Origin of the sequence: Nitrosomonas sp. Nm166, from assembly GCF_900112825.1 — a bacterium.
Classification (GTDB): Bacteria; Pseudomonadota; Gammaproteobacteria; order Burkholderiales; family Nitrosomonadaceae; genus Nitrosomonas.
On sequence record NZ_FONE01000029.1, the window covers coordinates 22,571 to 43,285 of the forward strand.

The following is a 20,715-nucleotide window of genomic DNA, read 5'->3' on the forward strand; positions in this document are numbered from 1 at the left end:
ATTTTAAATAGCTACTCATCAAAATTCTGAATGACAGAAGCGGGTACAAGGCCATGGTTTTCGGCTCGAAAAATATCCACTTCTGTCACAATGTAGTGCATGGCAATATCATGTGGCTGGGGATAAAGATTTTCTAGCCGCTGCATTTCAAAAGCTATTCCGATCGTCAGTGGCTGTGGATAATAAGTGGCTAAGGTACGATCAAAATAACCACTGCCGTAGCCTAATCGGTAGCCCTGCTGATCAAATCCAACCATTGGAATGATTACTGCATCGAGCATAACAGCTCTGGTTTCTGCAGGAACAGGAATGCCATAAGCGCCCTCTTTCATCGGTGTATCCGGCAGCCATTCACGAAAACACAACGGCTGATGCTTGCCGATTACTTCCGGTAATGCCAATGATGCTCCTTGTCGGATAAAATACTCGGCGATGAGTCGTGGATCATATTCGCCGCGAAATGGCCAGTAAATTCCAATCGTCATTTTCTGCAGTTTGGACAAACCTTGCTTGAGCAAACCCGAAATGGCTTCGCTCCATTGTTGATGAACATCAGCAGGTAATGCTTCGCGAGCTGTAATTAACTGTTTGCGTTGATGTTTTTTCCATTCCAGTAAGTTATCCATAATTTTTAATGTAAATCAGATATTCAGCAGAGTGCAGTCATCCGCTAGAAAATTTTGTTGTAATAGTTTTCTTACGGGTGTCGGAATCGCTTGTTCGAGTGCATCAACAGGTTTGATCCAAACGAATTTATGCAGCTGTACCGGTGTGCCTGAAACGACTTGTAGCAGCTGCGGGTAAATACGTAATTTGAAATGTGTGAATTGATGGTCTAGCGCTGGTAGCGTAATGGATAATTGAACTTCTATGCCTAAATGAGAGCGGCAATAAGCAGCTGCATCGATCCCGATTGAAATTTCTGGTGGACACCATAATTCCCCCCAGATACCTGCAGCAGGTCTTTTTTCCAAAAGTAAATTTTGCTGTCGCATGAGTAACAAGAAGATGGTTTCTTTTTGAGGTAGGGGCTTACGCGGTTTTGGGGTGGGTAATTGATCCACACGATTTTCGTTGTAAGCAATACAAGAATGTTGTAATGGGCAAGTAGGGCAAAGGGGAGTATGGCGTGTGCAGACAGTAGCGCCCAGATCCATCAATGCTTGTGTATAAGTTTCAATTTGACCGTTGCGATAGTTAACAGGCAGCAATTCTTCAGCTTTATCCCATAACTGATTTTGTATCTTACTTTCGCCCGGATAGCCTGTAATTCCAAAATGGCGAGCGAAAATTCGCTTAACATTACCGTCCAGAATTGCCTCGCGTTTGCCAAAAGCAAAAACTGCTATGGCAGCAGCTGTTGAACGCCCGATTCCCGGTAGCCGCTGGATCAATGCCGGAGTGTCTGGAAATTGCCCCTGATATTCCTGCATAAGAATACGCGCTGTTTGATGTAAATTACGGGCACGCGAATAATAGCCAAGACCACTCCAGAGTGCCAGCACGCTATCGAGAGGCGCCTGTGCCAGGCTACTGATGGTCGGGAATTCTCGCATGAACCGCACATAATAAGGAATGACTGTATTGACTTGTGTCTGTTGTAGCATGATCTCGGACAACCAGATCGCATAAGGATCTCGATTCCCTTGCCAGGGGAGATGATGACGGCCATAGTGCTTGTGCCAATGGATGAGCTGAATTGCGATAAACGACATCGGTGTGCGAGTAAACCTGCAATATTTGGGAACGAATATTGCCAGTTCTTTTATAAGACTTTATTCAAAAACAACTTCATTAAATTTAGCATTTGGTGTAAGTACCTGCATTTTAGCAAGCTGTGTGAGTTCAATGTGCTGTCTGGAAGCACTATCAATCACTAAACATTCCTGCTTTGCAGGAGAATTTACAATATCAATGGCTTTGCCTTCTATGATCTGGTTGTTTTTTAGGATAAGTTTAAGCTGATAGCCATACATGCAGGCTACTTCAACAAAATCATGAAGCTCACACGAAATTGCATCTTGAGTCATCGCAATAAATTCCTTTAAATGGTTTTAAACTGACATCTATATACGATATCTGACATACGATCACAAGATAAAATTTAAATTGAAAACCATAAATTCAATCAATCCTTCAAGAGGGTTGAGGAGGAACTTTTATCCATTCCCCTGAGCATTGTTTGACATAGGGATAATACCCTTCAGGATTGCGGCAGTAATGCCAGTAGTTATTCTTTTGTGCAGTAGCTGGTCTGGCAGGAGGCACTCTATTTTGCTGAATATAAGTAGAGCTGCTATGGGAAGCAAGAGCCAGCGGTGCTGTTAATACTGGTGCAGTTACAAGATAACCGCCTGATGGATAATAGCTTTCAAAGCGACGGTATGGGCCAAAAGCATAATGATTGTAGAAGCCGACACCAAAGCCACTGATAGGATAGCCAAAACTATAATAGCCAAAGCTTCCAAAAGGAGCAAAGGGACCATAAAAAGGACCCCAAAAAGGACTGAAGGGTGACCCAAATCCAAATCCTAAGCCCATTCCTAAACCAAGGCCGAATCCTAAATCAAATCCATCATGATGGTGATGATGTCCGTGATGATGATGTCCATGATGATGATCTCCATTGCTATGGCCATGATCAGAGGTTTGATTAGTTGCAACATCCTGATCTGTTTGTATATTGTTCTGAATATGAATGTTCTGAGCAGAAGAACTTTCCTGGACAGCTTCAGGATTCTGGACAGAGGAATCGGCTGTGGTTGATTCGTTAATCGCATTAGTTGGATTATTCTGCAGAGGCTCTGGCGTAATTTCCTTGCTTTGCGCAGACTCGACATTTTGGCCAGAATGATTGTCTACAGGGTTGCTGGACGGGTTAAACTCACCTGTTTGACCAAAGTTGCTCTCTTGGCCTGGATCCCCGCTAAATTCATAACTTTCTTGTTGATGAAATTCATCGTCTGGGTAAAAAGCATCGTTCTGGCCAAAATCATTCTGGTCATAATAATCATCCTCAAAATTATTTCCTTGATCATAATAGCCGGCGTCAAAATTATTCCCATCGTAGCTTTCGAAGTCGCTACCAAATCCCTCTCCAAAGTCTCCTCCAAAATCGCCACCTCCATCGAAATCACTTCCATCCCATTCGGCCGTTACTGGACTTGCTGAGAGTAATCCGCAGATGGCTATCACCAAGTAAGTTAATTTGAATTTTTTCATATCAATCTCTACTTTTACTGTACTCGTATCGTTGTGAGCATCGATGGGTATTTTCTATGTGTTGCTCATCATATTGTGCAGAATCTGAATGAATGCTGAATGGAGAAGTGTTGAATTTTTAGATAACCTTTGGATAGCAGCCATAACTTATGGCTTAGATTTCTAAAATAGCTGTCTAGGATCCGGACCCTTTAATTGCGGATAATGAGAGGATTTCCCAAAGGGAGGCAAGAATGATTCAATGCTTTGTAAGGAGGATTGAATCATGGACAGATGTTTCTGGTTTACGGATGCACAGTGGTTGCGGATTGAGCCACATTTTGCCGCAAGATACGTGGGGTTTGAAGCGTGTAGATGATCGTCGTGTTTTGGCGGAATCGTTCATGTTTTAAGAGGTGGCGGGCGATGGGCAAATTCGGCTCGAGAGTACGGGCCGAAGAAGACGCTATACAATCGTTTTTCAGATGAGCACAGCGCGATATCGAGAGAAGATCGGCCGGAGCGGAGGGTCAGCCGAATCGACTGATGATCGACAGTACCTTTATTAAGAACCACTGTTGTTCTGGCGGCTGAAAATGGGACTGCGTTCATGCTATTGGCCGCAACAAAGGTGGACAACAAAAATCCACCTCGTGACCGACGGCAAGGGCCTTGCATCATGCTGCTCACACCCGGTCAGGCCAGTGACCACAAGGCCATAAAAGCCCATCAGCACATTTACACCTGCCTGTGTCAGGTGACTGATCATCTCTTCCAGCGAGGCGTTTTTACCACCCACTAACCGACATCCTGTATGCTCAACTGATCGAATCAGGCAATATGTTGAGTCATTGTAAAGCTCTTATAAATGTATGATGAGTAATTTCTGGAAGAAAACAACGTTATCCACCGGATTTTATACCGGTCCCATTTATTAGCAGCGGACAATGGCCCGTGGTGGCATGGCGGCAGGATAAGTCTTCCAGAGAATGATGTGCCTGGCGCAAATAGTCCAGGAAAGTTTGCGCCACAATCGATAACTGCTTGCCAGATGGATATGCAAAATACCAATGCCGTTCAATTGGAAAATCTTCGACATCCAATACTGCGAGCTGCCCCATCGGCGCATCCAATGCCAAGGTATGGCGGGATATTACCGCGATTCCCAAATGTCCGACAATCGCTTGCTTGATGGCTTCATTGCTACCCAATTCCATGCGAACCTTTAGTTTTTTATTGCGTTCCGAAAAAAAACGTTCGGTCGCCATGCGTGTTCCCGAACCAGGCTCGCGCATAATGAAAGGCTCATCACAAATGCGGTCGATACTGATGTTCTTGTGATTGACTAGCGGATGATCCGCAGCCGCTAGCACGACCAGCGGGTTATCCAAGAAAACCTCTGCCACGGCATCAATCCCTTCCGGAACTTGACCCAGGATGTAAAGATCATCCTGATTGTTGGTTAATCGTTCCAGAACACGCTCGCGGTTGGTTACTTTTAACGCTACGTCAATACCAGGATATTTCTGGCAAAACATGCCTAATAATCGCGGCGTGAAGTATTTGGCGGTCGTTACAACCGCAAGCCGCAATTTCCCGGATTTAAGGCCTTTCATATCCGACACTATCATCTCGAACCGGGAAAAATGCTCAAAAATACTCTGGCAAGTCTGATACAGCTCTTTTCCCGCATCGGTCAGATAAATTTTCTTACCTATCTGCTCAAACAGTGGTAAGCCAATATCATCAGTCAGCTTTTTGATTTGCATCGATACAGTCGGTTGCGTCAAAAATAATTCTTCAGCCGCACGAGTGAAGCTATTCAAGCGTGCGATAGCTTCAAAAACCTCCAGTTGTCGAATGGTGCTGTGGCGCATGGAATTCTCTTTTCTATATTTCAATAGATTATTGTCTATTGAAAGTATCGAAATAATTGATTGTTATTTATGATTGCGTAATTGTACACTTCTTCGAACCGCAGGTAAAAAATTCTCCTGACTCTAGCAACTTACCCGCGGGTTCATTTAAATTACTTGGAGATAACTATGACTTCAGAAACGATTAAAGAAGGAAAAGAACGTTATAAATCCGGCGTAATCCCCTACAAAAAAATGGGCTACTGGGAACCGGACTATATTCCCAAAGATACCGATGTGATTGCGTTGTTTCGTGTCACACCACAAGAGGGTGTGGAACCGGAAGAAGCGGCCGCAGCCGTCGCTGGCGAATCATCGACTGCAACTTGGACTGTGGTTTGGACTGACCGTCTGACAGCGTGCGAGTTATATCGTGCCAAAGCATATCGGGTTGATCCAGTTCCTAATACTGGCCCAGGTACCAAAACCGATCAGCAATATTTTGCATACATCGCCTATGACTTGGATCTGTTCGAGGAAGGATCGATTGCCAACTTAACCGCTTCCATCATCGGTAACGTATTCGGCTTCAAAGCTGTGAAAGCATTGCGGCTGGAGGACATGCGTATTCCGGTTGCCTATCTCAAAACATTCCAAGGACCAGCAACTGGTATTGTGGTCGAACGTGAACGCTTAGATAAATTTGGCCGGCCATTACTCGGTGCCACAACCAAACCGAAGTTAGGATTATCCGGTCGCAACTATGGTCGGGTGGTCTACGAGGGACTCAAAGGCGGCCTCGATTTCATGAAAGACGATGAAAATATCAATTCGCAACCTTTCATGCACTGGCGCGATCGCTTCTTATTCTGTATGGAGGCAGTTAATAAAGCATCAGCCGCTACCGGTGAAGTCAAAGGGCATTATCTGAATGTCACGGCAGCTACCATGGAAGACATGTACGAACGTGCTGAATTTGCCAAATCGCTGGGCTCGGCCATTATCATGATCGACTTGGTGGTTGGTTACACGGCCATTCAATCGATGGCGAAATGGGCTCGCAAGAACGATATGATCTTGCATTTACATCGTGCTGGTAATTCAACTTATTCCCGGCAAAAAAATCATGGCATGAACTTCCGGGTTATTTGTAAGTGGATGCGCATGGCTGGAGTTGACCATATTCACGCCGGAACCGTTGTCGGAAAACTGGAAGGAGATCCACTCATGATCAAAGGTTTCTACGATACCTTGCGTGAAACCAGAACCGAGAAAAATCTTGAACATGGCCTGTTCTTTGATCAAGAATGGGCATCCTTGAGAAAAGTGATGCCAGTGGCATCCGGTGGGATTCATGCCGGCCAAATGCACCAATTGCTCGATTACTTGGGTGAAGACGTGGTGTTGCAATTCGGTGGCGGTACTATCGGACATCCACAAGGCATTCAAGCAGGCGCAACCGCTAACCGCGTAGCACTCGAAGCCATGATCATGGCGCGTAATGAAGGCCGCGATTATGTCAAAGAAGGACCTGAAATTCTCGCCGAAGCAGCGAAATGGTGTACGCCATTGAAACTGGCATTAGATACTTGGAAGGATATCACGTTCAACTATGAATCCACCGACACCGCAGATTTTGTACCTTCAGTCACTGCCAATGTTTAATGGGTTAAAGGAGAAAAATCATGATGACAAATGCAGGCAATCGCCTCACCCAAGGGCAATTTTCTTTTCTGCCGCCGTTAACGGATAAACAAATCTCAGCGCAAATCAAATATGCGTTGAACAAGGGATGGGCAATTGGTATTGAGTATACGGATGACCCTCACCCGCGCGATACCTACTGGGAAATGTACGGTAATCCAATGTTTGATTTGAAGGATCCTGCGGGGATACTGATGGAAATCAACAATTGTCGCAAAACATTTCCCAATCACTATATCCGTGTAACTGCTTTCAACTCTGCACGTGGTTTTGAAAGCCCGACCATGTCTTACATTGTCAATCGACCTGAAAAAGAACCTGGTTTCGGTCTGATTCGTCGAGAAACGGCAGGTAGGAATATTCAATATTCCATCCATTCTTATGCAACGGATAAACCGGAAGGAGAACGTTACTAAAATTGATTCAACCCTCTCTTTACTGCGAACATGTAAAGGGAGGGAGAGAATAATGGTACTTTCGCATCGTACAGAGAAATGAATGCGTGTTCGATTACTTTTCGTGGGAGAGGCAGCATGAAACGAGAATTTAAATACCTTAGAACTGCTGAAAATCTTTCGGTTGATTTGGATGCTGAATTTCCTAAGATTGAAAAATCAAGTTATATTTGCGTTTGTTACTTAAGAAAATACTCAGAATCTAATCATCTTGCCTAAAGGACTTATCATGGCTAAGCAATCTAAAATTCTAAAAGCGACTGAACAGTCCGTCGACTTAGATGCAGAATTTCGAGAATCCAACATACGTGAAGTACTGGATAAACTGGACCGCGAATTGATTGGATTAAAACCAGTCAAGACTCGTATTCATGAGATTGCAGCATTGTTACTCGTGGATCGCGTCCGCAAGCAACTCGGATTATCAGCGGGCGCTCCAAGCTTGCATATGTGCTTTACTGGTAATCCTGGTACCGGCAAAACGACTGTAGCATCGCGCATGTCTGAAATTCTGCATCGCTTGGGTTATGTGCGGGAAGGGCATTTGGTTTCAGTAACACGAGACGATCTGGTTGGTCAGTACATCGGACATACCGCTCCGAAAACCAAAGAAGTGATTAAACGGGCCATGGGTGGGGTATTATTTATTGATGAAGCCTACTATCTCTACAAACCAGAGAATGAGCGCGATTATGGAGCCGAATCTATCGAAATCCTGTTGCAAACAATGGAAAACAATCGTGATGACTTAGTGGTTATTTTGGCGGGTTATAAAGACCGGATGGATAAATTTTTTCAAAGCAACCCGGGTATGCGATCACGGATCGCGCATCACATTGATTTTCCTGACTATGGCGTCGATGAATTAGTCGCAATAGCCAAGCTGATGCTAGCGGCCCAAAACTACCGCTTTAGCCCAGATGGAGAAAAAGCATTTGTCGAATATATCCGGTTGCGGATGACCCTGGAATATTTTGCCAATGCCCGCTCGGTAAGAAATGCACTGGATCGGGCTCGTCTACGCCAAGCTAACCGATTGTTTACAGGAGGTAAAAAAGCACTCACCAGTATTGATCTGATGACCATTGAAGCAGAAGACATTAAAGCCAGCCGAGTTTTCCTCGAAGGAAAACCGGATACTGCAACCGGTCCTGCTTAAATACCATGTAATCTCACACACCAGGGAATCGTGACGAGATGGATGATACCTTAATGCTTCCATTACGCATTTTTCCCAAACAGATCAATGCGGTTTGCTATAACCGGGGCCGTTTGGCTTTGCTGCGAGTAGGCCGCCCGTTGCGTGTTGCATTACTTCAGCATCGCGGCTTGGAAGTCATTCTGGATAAGGCAATGTGGTTATGCGTCGATAGTACTGCTGACGATCAGCCGGTCATGGCGTGGCGGGAATTCAAGATTCGCGGAAGAAACAATTTGCACTTACCGGTCGCATGTGAATTGTGGTTATACCATAGCTGTGCGGGGCTTATTATGGGATCCGCGCTGGATGATTTGGAACAAGCTCTCGAAAAAATGTGATTTATTAAACAAAGATAAAATACTAACCGATTCCAGAGGACAATATGCCGTTCGTTGATATGCGCGATTTATTAAAACATGCTTATCAAAACAACTACGCAATTGGTGGTTTTGGGCTGGTAAGCCTGGATTTTCTGGAAGCCATCATCATAGCCGCCGAGTCTTGCCGTTCTCCTGCCATTCTTAATCTATCTGAACCACTCTTCGATCGGCATGATTTTAAATTGATCATGCCAGCTGTCGAACGGGCAGCACAGCAAGCCAAGGTGCCGGTCGCAATCCATTTTGATCACGCCCAAACACCTGAATCAATCTCTCAAGCAATTAGCTTGGGATGCAATAGCGTCATGCTGGATGTTTCCGCAGAAGCGTTTGCCGTCAATATCGCCCAAACTAGCCGCGTTGCAGAAGCGGTACACGCATGCGGCGCTGCAATCGAAGGCGCACTCGGTTTTGTTGGCGGCGCAGAAGGAGAAAATGCAGTAAACCATTTGGGCGAAGCTTGTTTTACACCGGTTGCAGAAGCAAAAGCATATGTTAATCGTAGCGGTGTAGATTTCTTGTCCGTTTCCATTGGCACGCGGCATGGCCGCCAGCACCACCACACCAAGCTCGATCTCAAACGCCTGAAGCGTATTAATCAAGAAATCGGAATTCCACTCGTACTTCACGGCGGCAGCGGTTTGGCTGAAGACCAGTACCACAAATTAATTTTGAATGGCGTTGCAAAAATCAATTGCTATACCGAGCTTTCGGATATAGCTGCAGCAGCTATTCGCTGCAATGTGCAGGGGCACGCTAAAAAAGGTTATATCGAGGCGCTACAGGGTATTAAAGATAAACTCATTGAGCGCATCAAACTCTTCATGCACCTATGGGGTTCCGCTGGCCGAGCAGCGGAAGTACTCATGCAATGCCGTGCTTGGCAACCAGCGGAACAAATTGTCATCTATCAGGTTGAAAAGCGTCATTTACAACAGATCAATACGTTAATTGAACATGGCCGGGAACAATTAAGCTCTATGCCAGGTGTACGCCAGGTTTTCTCCGGCTGGTCCATTAACGACCCCAATCAGATCCACATCTGCTGGCGGGTACAATTCGTTCATCATGATGTCATCAATCATTGCAGCCAAGTTATCAATGATCGTATTTTCAGCCTGCTATCAAACTCAGCCAATCCAAAACTGAGCATTGCATTCTCTCCATCCATATCTAAAATGCTGCTCTAAAGAATTTTTACCTTTTAGAAAGTTAGTGATTCAGGAGTGGTTGATCTTAACCTGAGAGATTCTCAATGCATGCGTTATATCCGCTTATCTCTTGGTTGTGGCAGTACGGACAGATGACAGATAAAAGAAAAGACTTGCAATTGAGAGTGTTACGTTTGTAAATTTCGGATGAATCGTCGCTACCCTCATATGGTGGATCTAAAGAGTCCGGATCCTAATGACTGAGCTTGTAAAAAGGTAAGGAAGTATACCGAGAAACGAGCCGAAGCTTAAAGGATATTGCTAGGAGTTTGCTTGTTTTTATGCTGTTTATTAGCGCCTACGATAGCCATAATTTCCCATACCTGCAGATGCAAGAGTTTGGCTATTTCTTCATAATCATCAGGTAAAGCGGCATCATCCCATCCATTTGCAGAATGTCTGGCTAAATTTACAGCCAGGGTAACGCTACGAACCCGCTGCAAGCTTGAGCAATGATTATCCATCACAATAATTAATAGCTCAGGTAATTTCCACTGGACAGCAAGTTCCAGTTGTAATTGGTGCAATGAAAAACCAAAAACTTTTTCTTGTGCTGTAGTGCTGCGGATTGTTTTATCCAGTTTCTGTAAGTTTTTAATTTTTAACATTTCGTTAGGTGCAAAACACCACATGAGTATTTCAGCAATGTCATGCAATAATGCAGCAATACGGATTTCTTCGAAATGTAAATCATGTAAACGAATTGCCCAGTCAAAAGCGTACGAAGAGGCGATATTCGCGCGATGAGCGGTTTTTAGCACGTAAACCAGTGCATTCATATGATCGTGCCCTAGAATTTCTTCAACCAAAGGTTTTGCTGATACTTTATTTAAAGTGGTTTCGAGTCCAAGCATCATGATTATCTGCTCAACTTCCATGACATCATGTTCTTGAGAGCGATGTTTATGCTGCTGTAGATGGCGCAGTAACTTTGCTGTCATCAACGGATCATATTTCACTACATGAGCAATGCTGCGAGCGTTCAGGTGCTGTTCATCTCTCTGCAAGAGTGCAAGGTTACGTGCGGTTTGCTTTAGAACAGGAATTTCTGCTGTTGTAAGAAAATCTACCCAGTCTGATAATTTTCTTTGTTTTTGCTGTAGCATGCTGAATCCCGATCTGATGTGTCATATTTTTTACGACATTTCCTGACAGATCTTTAGGAAACATGCTATTTTCATCCCTTGCTCATCAGCAATATGTAGATAGTTGTACTCAGAGCCATCAGTAATCGGTCAGGAAAATAATCGCTCTAATTCTATGCCTGGATCTGCCGCCCGCATGAAAGCTTCACCAACAAGAAATGCATGAACTTGATTGTTTCGCATCATAGCAACATCTGCCGGATGATGTATGCCGCTTTCGGTCACAACAGTTCTATCGGGTGGGATTCTGCTCAATAATTCCAGAGTTGTATTTAGAGAGGTTTCGAAAGTCCGTAAGTTACGGTTATTGATGCCGATCAATGGTGTAGTCAGCTGGAGTGCCATTTCCAATTCAGTTGCATCATGCACTTCCACCAGAACAGCCATACCAAGCGAATGAGCCAATTCCTCAAGTTTCAGCATCTGCACCAAAGCTTCATTGTTAGGCCCATCATCACCATACTCTAATAAGAAAGCGCTCACTATCAGCAAAATACAATCTGCATTCATCGCGCGTGCCTCAGCAATCTGATAATCCTCAAGCATAAAATCCTTACGTAAAACTGGGAGCAGGCACGCTGCACGGGCTTCTTGTAAGTATTCGGAGCTGCCCATAAAAAATTGTCTATCAGTCAAGACTGATAGACAGGCTGCGCCATGTTGGGCGTAAGTTTTCGCTATTTCGGCAGGCAGAAATTCAAAGGATTGCGCATTGGCTTCAGATGAGCGTCCACGTAAGATGCCTTTGCTCGGACTGGCTTGTTTGATCTCAGCAATTACAGCAGGTTGCCCTGCATCGATTCTGCTATGGATTGCTGCGGTAAAATTACGTGGAGGAGATGCTGATTGGGCTTCCTGCAATAGTAATGAATAAGGCTTTAATGCTTTTGCAGCAATAATTTCCTGTTTCTTGACAGTAAGAATCTTTTTTAAAATATCGGACATTTTATTATTGAGCAGAATTTTTCTGGGTAAATTCTGCAAGCTGATGAAGTTTTTTCAGTGCAGCGCCATTTTCAAGGACTTGATGCGCTGTTGTTATTCCATGTTCTAGAGTATTCACGATACCGGCAGTATAGATCGCTGCGCCAGCGTTTAATAAGACGATATCACGAGCAGGTCCGGCCATGTTTTCCAGGACGGAGAGTAACATCCTTTTTGCATGCTCAGCATCCGTCACCTGAATAGTCTTGATGGGTGATGTTCTTAAATTAAAATCTTCCGGTTTGATGGTATAAGTTTTCACTTGACCATTTTTCAATTCACCGACATTTGTTTCGCCTGTTATCGTGATTTCATCCAATCCATCTTTTCCATTGACAATTAATACGTGCTGACTGCCCAATCGTTGCAGAACATGTGCCAGAGTTTTAACCAGATCATTGCTGAATACGCCCAATACTTGCCGTTTGGCGCTGGCAGGATTCGTGAGCGGTCCGAGGATATTAAACAAAGTCTTGACGCCCAATTCACGCCGAACTGGCGCGGCGTGTTTCATGGCAGCGTGGTAATTGGGGGCAAACATAAAACCAACGCCAATTTCGCTGATGCATTGAGCGACTTGCTGTGGCGTTTGATTTAAATTAATACCCAGTGCTTCAAGCACATCAGCGCTACCGGATTTGCTTGAGACTGATCTGCCGCCATGCTTGGCTACACGAGCTCCGGCAGCTGCAGCAACAAACGCCGCTGCCGTTGAAATGTTGAAGGTATGTGCAGAATCTCCACCGGTGCCACAGGTATCTACTAAGTGAGCGCTATCATGAAGATCAACTTTGGCTGCAAATTCACGCATCACCTGGGCAGCTGCGGCTATTTCTCCGATAGTCTCTTTTTTTACCCGAAGACCCGTAATGATCGCAGCGATGAGGACGGGTGAAATTTCTCCTTGCATCATTTGCCGCATCAAGGACATCATTTCTTCATGCATGATTTCCTGGTGAGCAATAATACGCTGGAGTGCTTCTTGTGGAGTCATTGAGTGGCCTTATTCTTCAATCTAACCTGTTTATCGATTGAGAAAATTTTCGAGCATTTGGTGTCCATGCTCGCTCAAAATAGACTCAGGATGGAATTGAATACCTTCGATTGCCAATGTCTTGTGGCGTATGCCCATGATTTCATCATCTTCAGTCCATGCCGTAATCTCAAGGCAATCAGGCAGTGTGGAACGTTCAACCACAAGCGAGTGATAGCGAGTAGCAATGAAAGGGTTGGGTAAATTCCGGAAAACCCCCTTATTATGATGAAAAATGCTGGATGTTTTGCCATGCATCAGTTGTTTCGCATGAACAACCTGACCACCAAATGCTTGTCCAATGCTTTGATGTCCCAGACAAACACCTAAAACTGGAATATTCTGACTGAATTGATTAATCACGGAAAGCGATATTCCCGCTTCATTGGGCGTGCAGGGTCCTGGAGAAATGACTATCCGCTCAGGCTTGAGCTGTGAAATTTTATTCAAGGTTATTTCATCATTTCGGTATACGATTACTTCCTCGCCCAGTTCAGAAAAATATTGCACGAGGTTGTACGTAAAAGAGTCATAGTTATCAATCATTAGCAGCATTTTATTAATTCTGTATGAGTACATCTATCGGGAGTTTTATAAGAAAACTCATGCAATGATGAATTAAAATTAAATAAGCGAATTTTACCAGTTCAATCGAGAGGGGTGTTGCTTCATCTTTCTGATTGGGAGAGTAATAAGTTATATGTGCAGGCGCTTTCTATGACTCGAAGTTTTCCGAAAATCAATCAGGGGACATTGGACATTATTCATCATTTGATATTACCTTATTAATTCAGTACAATAAAAAGCTTTCCAAACCTTGCCTCACCTAATAAAAGATACCGTGGGAGGCTTTACCCATAAGGAATTTATGCGACATTACGAAATAGTTTTTATTGTTCATCCTGATCAAAGTGAACAAGTGCCTGCAATGATCGAACGCTATCGGGGTATTGTTACTGCAAAGAATGGCAAAATTCATCGCGTGGAAGATTGGGGTCGCCGCCAACTGGCCTATCTGGTCCAGAAAGTTCATAAAGCGCATTATGTATTGATGAATATTGAATGTGATCAAGAAACTTTGAATGATCTAGATCATGCTTTTAAATTTAGTGATGCTATTCTTCGACATTTAACCCTTCGGACAGATGGTCCTATCACAGAACCATCCCCTATGATGCGCCAAGAAGAAAGATCCAGTTCTGCAGGTTCGCCTATTTCAGATACCCGTACTGTTGATTCAGAGGCAGACGATTTAGCAGATGAATCTGGCGTTTCTGCATCGACTGTATAGCAATTGGATTGTAATCAAACAATTATTTGTGGAAAAATTATTAAGCGATGCGCTTTACGCTACACCCCAGCGGGTATTGCCGTTATTGAATTTACTGTCAATCATGTATCTCAGCAAATCGAAGCTGGTGTAGCGCGACAAATAATGTGCGAAATTTCTACAGTTGCATTAGGACAATTGGCTTTGACGGTTGCTGAGTTAAAAATTAACAGTAAGATAAAATTAATCGGATTTCTCAATAGAAAAAGCCATCTGAGTCAACAACTGGTATTGCATGCTAATGATGTCATACTCATTTAATCAGTAAATAGGAATTAAAATGACGCGTTTTATAAGACGTAAAGACAGTAAAGATAAAGAAAAAGAAAAAAAAGCCAATCGCCCTCTATTCAAGCGTAAGAAGTTTTGTCGTTTCACTGCGGAAGGCATAAAGCACGTGGATTATAAAGACGTCGAACTCTTGAAAGATTTTATTAGTGAGAACGGTAAAATAATTCCAGCACGCATTACCGGCACAAGTACTCGTTATCAGCGCCAGCTTAGTACAGCGGTGGAGCGGGCTCGTTTTCTGGCATTATTGCCTTATACTGATCAGCACTGAGGAGCAACAAAATGCAAATTATTTTGATGGAAAAAATCGCTAATTTGGGGCAGTTGGGTGATATTGTTAATGTCAGAAGCGGTTTTGCACGTAATTACCTGATTCCTCAGGGAAAAGCAAAGCGTGCGACAGAGCAGGCCATTGCAGAGTTTCAGTCTAAGCGCGCTGAACTTGAAAAGGCTCATGCCGCATCTCTAGCGGCCGCTCAGGCGATTGCTGATAAATTGGATGGATTGCTAGTACAGATTACCCAGAAAGCCGGAAGTGATGGAAAACTGTTTGGCTCAGTTACGAATGCAAATATTGCTCAAGCACTTGTTGAACAAGGCTTTACAATTGAAAAATCCATGATCCGCATGCCGAATGGCCAACTAAAACAAGTAGGGGATTACCCGCTGACAGTGGTATTGCATGGTGATGTTTCAGCGCATATTACCGTGTCTGTATTAGGCGAAGCAACAATCTGATAGAAAAGCTTTTTTAAACAAAAATATTTCAGAAGGACTATTAGCAATAGTCCTTTTTTATTTGGAATTAGCAAGTGATAGAATTAAAACATTCATCCCCTGTGTTTCTGAATGGATATCCATGGCGCAATCATCTTTTATTATCGATCAGGATCAGCTTGTAGATCCCTATAAGGCCCCACCGCACTCTATTGAAAGCGAGCAATCTGTCTTGGGAGGACTCATGCTGGATAATAGCGCCTGGGAGAAAATTGCTGACATCATTACCGATAGTGATTTTTATCGGCATGATCATCGTTTGATTTACTATCATATCTGTAAGTTAATAGAACATAATAAACCTGCTGATGTGGTTACGGTTGCTGAATCTTTAGAAATGTCCGCAGAGCTTCAGAGTGTAGGTGGTCTCGCCTATATCGGTGCTATCGTACAAAATACCCCATCGGCTGCTAATATCAGGCGCTATGCTGAAATTGTGCGTGAACGCTCCATTATGCGCAATTTGGCACAGGTCGGTGTACAAATCACCGATTCTGCCTATAACCCGGCTGGACGTTCCGCAGCTAACTTGTTAGATGAAGCGGAAGCAAAAGTTTTTGAAATTGCTGAAGAAGGTGCCCGAGGTAAAGAGGGCTTCATAGATATTCAGCCTCTCTTAAAGCAAGTTGTTGAAAGGATAGAGGTACTTTATAGTCAAGATAACTCCAGTAATGTCACCGGCATTGCTTCAGGTTTTTACGATCTCGATCAAAAAACATCCGGTTTCCAGCCCGGCGATTTAATCATTGTGGCGGGTCGGCCATCCATGGGTAAAACTGCCTTCTCACTTAATATTGCAGAGCATGTTGCACTGGAATTAAGAAAGCCAGTTGCTGTATTCAGCATGGAGATGAGCGGAGCGCAGCTTGCGATGCGTTTGCTGGGATCTGTCGGAAAACTGGATCAGCATAGGGTTCGCACCGGTCGCCTGGATGATCAGGATTGGCCCAAACTGACCCATGCGTTGGGCAAACTGAATGAAGCCCCTATTTTTATCGATGAGAGTGCGGCGCTGAATGCTCTGGAGCTAAGAGCACGGGCAAGACGGCTCTATCGTCAATATGGTGAATTAGGCCTGATTGTGGTGGACTATTTGCAATTAATGTCATCCAGCAGTCATGGAGAAAATCGTGCTACTGAAATTTCAGAGATATCGCGTGCGCTGAAAGGTCTGGCCAAGGAATTGAAAGTGCCTGTGATCGCGTTATCACAACTTAACCGCAGCCTTGAGCAACGTCCTAATAAGCGCCCGGTGATGTCGGATTTGCGTGAATCGGGCGCGATAGAACAAGATGCCGATGTGATTCTTTTTATTTACAGAGATGAAGTTTATAACCCGGATTCGCCAGACAAAGGGATTGCAGAAATTATCATCGGTAAACAAAGAAACGGTCCGATTGGCAAAGTCGATCTGACTTTCCTGGGTGAATATACCCGTTTTGAAAGTTATGCCAGGCCAGAATATTATTAGGAGGATATTTTCAGCAGTTTGAGCGATGCAGCGGTCGTCATCGAGTTACCACAGCGGGTGATACCCGGATCGTGGTGGCAGGGTTAAGATGCAGCCAAGTACCGAAATCTGGGCAGCAGCTGCAGTGATACTTGCTATTGTCGGCAGGTTTGATCACCAGCGAAATGCCAGGCTCGTCATGAAAAAATCTACGCTCTTACCACCGGCCTGTGTCAAGGCTTTGCCAGTGTTGAAATGGACTGCAGCAGCGCGGATCTCCCACTGCGGATGGGGGCGATAACTGCCTTCCACTCTAATCTGGTCACCGATATACCGGCCGGTTCCGATGGTTTCTGGTATCGCTACTAAGGGTGCGGGTGGCGTGTAAACCGCATCGGCTTTGTAATGCTTCCATAGGAAATTCCAGCCTACAATGAGTGTTAACGCAGGAACCGGCTTGATGGTCAAAGCCGGTTGCACGTCCATGATATTGCCCGGTGCCAATAGGGCCGCCTCACTGAAGTAGGTGGGGTTGGGATAGAGTGCATTAAAGGTACCAAGCTGCCCGTTGTTTGGATTCTTGTCACCGCTGGCAATATCCGCTTTCAGGCTGAGCCGCGGTGACCAGGGAAGCGTTGTAAAGGTAAAACCCGTATCGGAGGCGACCGTCCAGGCACGGATGGTCTGGTTGCCGACATGGCCGATCTGGAATAGAGCTTCCAGGTTCCAGTCCCAGTTCTTTGCAGAACCAAACAGCCGTGTGCCGAAAGAATGCCTGTGTTCCCGTCCCTGCGCTGTTGCAAACTGTGCCTGATCCCTTTCGTAACCCAGCCAGTAGAGATCGATTTTTAAAGGGGCAATACTTTCCGGTGCGAGTGTGGCATATAAGCCGTACAGCGATTGAGATTTAGTGGTTGTGTCATCAAAGGCGTCCGGCTTATTGAGAACCGGACGGAAGGCGAAAGCGTCGATGCGGTGCGATCCCTGCTTCCAGCCGGCGCGAGCGCCATCGAAAGCGAGGCGAATGTTGGGGCCCTCTCGCACCGCGATCAGGCGTGAGGAACCGAGAGTCATTTCCTGCCTGCCAGCGCGAAGGGAAAACCTATCGCCATTCCATGCCAGAAAACCTTGTTGCAAGTCGAGGCTGCTTTGATCGGTGCTCTCAGGTCCGCCACGGCGCCCGGCTTCGTCGTATGCTCCGAATTGCATGAACATCTGCATATGCTTGCCGACACGTACGTCACCATGCACCAAGCCTCGAAACAGTGTATAGTCATCACCCCTTCGGATGTCTATTGTGTTACCGATACCGAAATCCACCGGCCAATAACCCTGGGCACGCACGCGCGCATCGGCACCCAAGGTGAGTGCGGCTGTCTCGCCGATCCGCCAGCATTTGGGCATGATTTTGCTGCAATCTGCTCTCCAATCTTCTTCGAATCGTAGCGGCTGATATTCGGATGCAACTGCTGGCAATGACGTGGCGAGCATTACAGCGGCAACCAGGCTGGCCTTGCGATTTTTTGCCATCTGCAGATGCATACAGATTTGCCGGGTAAGAGACGTGCTATCTGCATCATATTGCCCAGCACGAACAGCCGAGTGCTCCCCAGAAGCCGCGTTGATCATTGGCATCTACAGCATCCTGATACGCGCGCCCGTGGGCATGGTCATGCACAGAACAACTGGTGCCGCAATCGCAGGCCGCGTGAGCAAGCGAGTGTAGCGCTGCACCTGCCGCAGGCTTGAAATAACCACCAAAATGATTCACCGGTGACCAATCAGGCATGGCTGGCGGCATGGGCGGGGAAAGCGCGCTAAACTCGTTGTCACCGTAAACAATGCGTCCACCTACAACAGTAAGCACCGAAACGAGATTTCGGATCTGATCATCCGGAACGCTGAAATAATCATCCGATAGCACGGCGAGGTCAGCATATTGACCCGGTTTAATCTGACCTTTGACACCTTCCTCGTTCGAGAACCAGGTATTTGCCTGTGTATAAAGACGTAGCGCAGTTTCGCGATCGACGAGATTTGCTGCCGGATATAGCAGCAGACCGCCCAATGTCTTGCCGGTGGTGAGCCAATAAAGCGCATTCCATGGGTCGTAGCTGGCTACACGAGTGGCATCGGTGCCTGCGCCGACATTGACGCCCATTTGCAGCATGCGTTGATAGGGTGGTGTGCGCTCCGCAGCCTTGCGGCCGTAGCGCTGCACGAAAAATTCACCCTGATAGGCCATGCGGTGCTGGACGGCGATGCCGCCACCAAGTTTGGCGATGCGCTCGAGATTGGCGTCGGTCACCGTTTCGGCGTGATCGAAAAACCAGTGTATTCCATTAAAAGGAATGTCCCGGTTCACTTTCTCGAATACATCCAATGCACGGGAAATTGTTTCGTTATAAGTGGCGTGCAAGCGAAACGGCCAGTGATTGCTGGCCAGGATACGCACTACGGCCTCCAGATCATTTTCCATGTTCGGCGCCATATCCGGTCGTGGCATGCGAAAGTCCTCAAAATCCGCCGCGGAAAAAACCAGCATCTCACCTGCGCCATTATGGCGATAGTAGTCGTCGCCGTCCCCAGGTTTTCCCATTTTTGTCCATTTAGTGAAATCGGAAACTTCTTCGCCAGCTTTCTGCGTGAACAGATTGTAGGCGATGCGCAGAGTTAATTCTCCAGCCCTCTGCAGTTCCTCAATAACTTTGTAGTCATCAGGGTAGTTCTGAAAACCACCGCCGGCATCGATTGCGCTGGTGATACCCAGGCGGTTCATTTCCCGCATGAAATGACGGGTGGAATTGAGCTGATACTCGTAAGGTAATTTAGGGCCTTTGGCGAGCGCTGCATACAAAATCATTGCGTTCGGCTCCGCCAACAGCAGTCCGGTAGGTTCTCCGTTGCTATCCTTGGCGATCAGACCACCCTTTGGGTTGGGGGTATCACGGTCATAGCCGCAAGCGCGCAGTGCTGCCCGATTAAGCAATGCGCGATCGTAGAGATGCAAAATAAAAACCGGTGTATCTGGTGCGACTGCATTGATTTCATCGAGTGTCGGCAAGCGCTTTTCTGCAAATTGCATTTCGGTAAAGCCACCGACGATACGTACCCATTGCGGTGCGGGCGTGCGTGCTACCTGTTCCTTCAAGCGGCGCATGGCATCAGCCAGCGAAGGAAGGCCATCCCAGCGCAGCTCCATGTTGTAACTGAGTCCGCCGCGGATGAAATGCAGGTGCGAATCGATGAGGCCGGGGATGACACGGCGATGATTGAGGTCCACCACCTGTGTCTCGTTATCGGCCAGGCGCATCACCTCACTGTCATCCCCCACGGCGATGAAATGGCCGTTGGAGATGGCAACAGCCGTGGCTTGTGGCTGCTGGTGGTCAAGCGTCGTGAATTGGCCATTGCGGAGGATTAACTGAGTTTTAGGGCTGTTCATCGTTTTCTCCTTTAGCTGTTAGATGTGGCGGCAGGAAAATACCGGACAACGCGGTGACTATATCTGCCATCCACGTTCCATACCGTTTTACTTTTTTGTGATGGCAAAGTAACTTGTCATCAGATTCCGGTAGTTCGGAATGTAACTGGATAATAATGCGCCCAGCCCTTCGACATCGTTGCGCCAGTCGCGGTGCAATTCACTGGCCACACTGAACCAGTTGATCAGTTGCACGCCGGCGGCCTGCATCCT

At 45.9% G+C, this 20,715-nt stretch carries 23 protein-coding genes and 1 pseudogene; 12 read left to right on the plus strand and 12 right to left on the minus strand.

All coding sequences use genetic code 11. The annotated features are described in order from the left end of the window. Nucleotides 1–11 precede the first annotated feature (11 nt). From BM021_RS09405 to BM021_RS09430, 5 genes are all read right to left on the minus strand, one after another. Nucleotides 12–626: a 5-formyltetrahydrofolate cyclo-ligase gene (locus BM021_RS09405; protein WP_090720786.1), complete on the minus strand. Its 615-nt coding sequence runs from the start codon at nucleotides 624–626 to the stop codon at nucleotides 12–14. 15 nt (nucleotides 627–641) lie between these two features. Continuing rightward, nucleotides 642–1,715, minus strand: coding sequence for an A/G-specific adenine glycosylase (mutY, locus tag BM021_RS09410; protein ID WP_090720787.1), 1,074 nt, complete (start codon nucleotides 1,713–1,715; stop codon nucleotides 642–644). Nucleotides 1,716–1,775: 60 nt separating this feature from the next. After that, nucleotides 1,776–2,030 (minus strand): Rho-binding antiterminator, encoded by a 255-nt coding sequence (locus BM021_RS09415; protein ID WP_090720788.1) that lies wholly within the window; start codon nucleotides 2,028–2,030, stop codon nucleotides 1,776–1,778. A gap of 106 nt (nucleotides 2,031–2,136) precedes the next feature. Then, on the minus strand, nucleotides 2,137–3,222 hold the full coding sequence (locus BM021_RS09420) for a hypothetical protein (RefSeq protein ID WP_090720789.1): 1,086 nt from the start codon (nucleotides 3,220–3,222) through the stop codon (nucleotides 2,137–2,139). Between the two features lie 881 nt (nucleotides 3,223–4,103). Continuing rightward, the gene (locus BM021_RS09430) at nucleotides 4,104–5,078 is read right to left on the minus strand and encodes a LysR family transcriptional regulator (protein ID WP_090720791.1); all 975 of its coding nucleotides are present in this window, start codon (nucleotides 5,076–5,078) and stop codon (nucleotides 4,104–4,106) included. 168 nt (nucleotides 5,079–5,246) lie between these two features. Between BM021_RS09430 and BM021_RS09435 the strand changes: the two genes are divergently transcribed. From BM021_RS09435 to BM021_RS09455, 6 genes are all read left to right on the plus strand, one after another. Further along, nucleotides 5,247–6,722 (plus strand): ribulose-bisphosphate carboxylase large subunit, encoded by a 1,476-nt coding sequence (locus BM021_RS09435; RefSeq protein ID WP_090720792.1) that lies wholly within the window; start codon nucleotides 5,247–5,249, stop codon nucleotides 6,720–6,722. 20 nt (nucleotides 6,723–6,742) lie between these two features. Then, on the plus strand, nucleotides 6,743–7,177 hold the full coding sequence (locus BM021_RS09440) for a ribulose bisphosphate carboxylase small subunit (protein ID WP_090720793.1): 435 nt from the start codon (nucleotides 6,743–6,745) through the stop codon (nucleotides 7,175–7,177). A 117-nt stretch (nucleotides 7,178–7,294) separates the two neighbouring features. Then, nucleotides 7,295–7,435, plus strand: a complete 141-nt coding sequence (locus BM021_RS15540; RefSeq protein ID WP_177186350.1) for a hypothetical protein — start codon at nucleotides 7,295–7,297, stop codon at nucleotides 7,433–7,435. Nucleotides 7,436–7,445: 10 nt separating this feature from the next. Further along, complete coding sequence (gene cbbX, locus BM021_RS09445; protein WP_090720794.1) at nucleotides 7,446–8,375, plus strand: CbbX protein; 930 nt, start codon at nucleotides 7,446–7,448, stop codon at nucleotides 8,373–8,375. Nucleotides 8,376–8,413: 38 nt separating this feature from the next. Beyond that, the gene (locus BM021_RS09450; RefSeq protein ID WP_090720795.1) at nucleotides 8,414–8,755 is read left to right on the plus strand and encodes a hypothetical protein; all 342 of its coding nucleotides are present in this window, start codon (nucleotides 8,414–8,416) and stop codon (nucleotides 8,753–8,755) included. A 44-nt stretch (nucleotides 8,756–8,799) separates the two neighbouring features. Next, nucleotides 8,800–9,987 (plus strand): class II fructose-bisphosphate aldolase, encoded by a 1,188-nt coding sequence (locus BM021_RS09455; RefSeq protein WP_090720796.1) that lies wholly within the window; start codon nucleotides 8,800–8,802, stop codon nucleotides 9,985–9,987. 269 nt (nucleotides 9,988–10,256) lie between these two features. Here BM021_RS09455 and BM021_RS09460 read toward each other — a convergent pair whose 3' ends face one another. The 4 genes from BM021_RS09460 to BM021_RS09475 all read right to left on the minus strand — a co-directional run bounded on the left by BM021_RS09460 (nucleotide 10,257) and on the right by BM021_RS09475 (nucleotide 13,725). Further along, nucleotides 10,257–11,114, minus strand: a complete 858-nt coding sequence (locus BM021_RS09460; protein ID WP_090720797.1) for an HDOD domain-containing protein — start codon at nucleotides 11,112–11,114, stop codon at nucleotides 10,257–10,259. Between the two features lie 129 nt (nucleotides 11,115–11,243). Then, nucleotides 11,244–12,098: an indole-3-glycerol phosphate synthase TrpC gene (trpC, locus tag BM021_RS09465; RefSeq protein ID WP_090720798.1), complete on the minus strand. Its 855-nt coding sequence runs from the start codon at nucleotides 12,096–12,098 to the stop codon at nucleotides 11,244–11,246. Nucleotides 12,099–12,102: 4 nt separating this feature from the next. Then, complete coding sequence (trpD, locus tag BM021_RS09470; RefSeq protein ID WP_090720799.1) at nucleotides 12,103–13,131, minus strand: anthranilate phosphoribosyltransferase; 1,029 nt, start codon at nucleotides 13,129–13,131, stop codon at nucleotides 12,103–12,105. Nucleotides 13,132–13,161: 30 nt separating this feature from the next. Continuing rightward, entirely contained in the window at nucleotides 13,162–13,725 is a 564-nt protein-coding gene (locus BM021_RS09475) for an anthranilate synthase component II (protein WP_090720807.1), read from the minus strand. Between the two features lie 313 nt (nucleotides 13,726–14,038). Between BM021_RS09475 and rpsF the strand changes: the two genes are divergently transcribed. From rpsF to dnaB, 5 genes are all read left to right on the plus strand, one after another. After that, nucleotides 14,039–14,461 carry a 30S ribosomal protein S6 gene (rpsF, locus tag BM021_RS09480; RefSeq protein WP_090720800.1) on the plus strand — a complete coding sequence of 141 codons (423 nt, stop codon included), beginning with the start codon at nucleotides 14,039–14,041 and terminating at the stop codon, nucleotides 14,459–14,461. 3 nt (nucleotides 14,462–14,464) lie between these two features. Then, nucleotides 14,465–14,761 carry a primosomal replication protein N gene (gene priB, locus BM021_RS09485; RefSeq protein WP_090720801.1) on the plus strand — a complete coding sequence of 99 codons (297 nt, stop codon included), beginning with the start codon at nucleotides 14,465–14,467 and terminating at the stop codon, nucleotides 14,759–14,761. Between the two features lie 19 nt (nucleotides 14,762–14,780). Further along, nucleotides 14,781–15,062, plus strand: coding sequence for a 30S ribosomal protein S18 (gene rpsR / locus BM021_RS09490; protein WP_090720802.1), 282 nt, complete (start codon nucleotides 14,781–14,783; stop codon nucleotides 15,060–15,062). Between the two features lie 11 nt (nucleotides 15,063–15,073). Next, a complete protein-coding gene (gene rplI, locus BM021_RS09495; protein ID WP_090720803.1) occupies nucleotides 15,074–15,529 on the plus strand; it encodes a 50S ribosomal protein L9 in 456 nt (151 codons plus the stop codon). 121 nt (nucleotides 15,530–15,650) lie between these two features. Then, nucleotides 15,651–17,039 (plus strand): replicative DNA helicase, encoded by a 1,389-nt coding sequence (dnaB, locus tag BM021_RS09500; RefSeq protein WP_090720804.1) that lies wholly within the window; start codon nucleotides 15,651–15,653, stop codon nucleotides 17,037–17,039. A gap of 153 nt (nucleotides 17,040–17,192) precedes the next feature. Here the strand turns inward: dnaB and BM021_RS09505 are convergent, their stop codons facing one another. Together BM021_RS09505 and BM021_RS09510 are read right to left on the minus strand one after the other, a co-directional pair. After that, nucleotides 17,193–18,653: an alginate export family protein gene (locus tag BM021_RS09505; protein WP_090720805.1), complete on the minus strand. Its 1,461-nt coding sequence runs from the start codon at nucleotides 18,651–18,653 to the stop codon at nucleotides 17,193–17,195. Continuing rightward, complete coding sequence (locus tag BM021_RS09510; RefSeq protein WP_256207858.1) at nucleotides 18,595–20,301, minus strand: amidohydrolase; 1,707 nt, start codon at nucleotides 20,299–20,301, stop codon at nucleotides 18,595–18,597. The genes BM021_RS09505 and BM021_RS09510 overlap by 59 nt, the downstream gene beginning before the upstream one ends. Between BM021_RS09510 and BM021_RS16120 the strand changes: the two genes are divergently transcribed. Beyond that, a complete protein-coding gene (locus tag BM021_RS16120; protein WP_256207859.1) occupies nucleotides 20,287–20,442 on the plus strand; it encodes a hypothetical protein in 156 nt (51 codons plus the stop codon). The genes BM021_RS09510 and BM021_RS16120 overlap by 15 nt on opposite strands. 108 nt (nucleotides 20,443–20,550) lie before the next feature. Here BM021_RS16120 and BM021_RS16125 read toward each other — a convergent pair. Then, nucleotides 20,551–20,715: pseudogene (locus tag BM021_RS16125) on the minus strand (hydrolase); the annotation flags it as partial.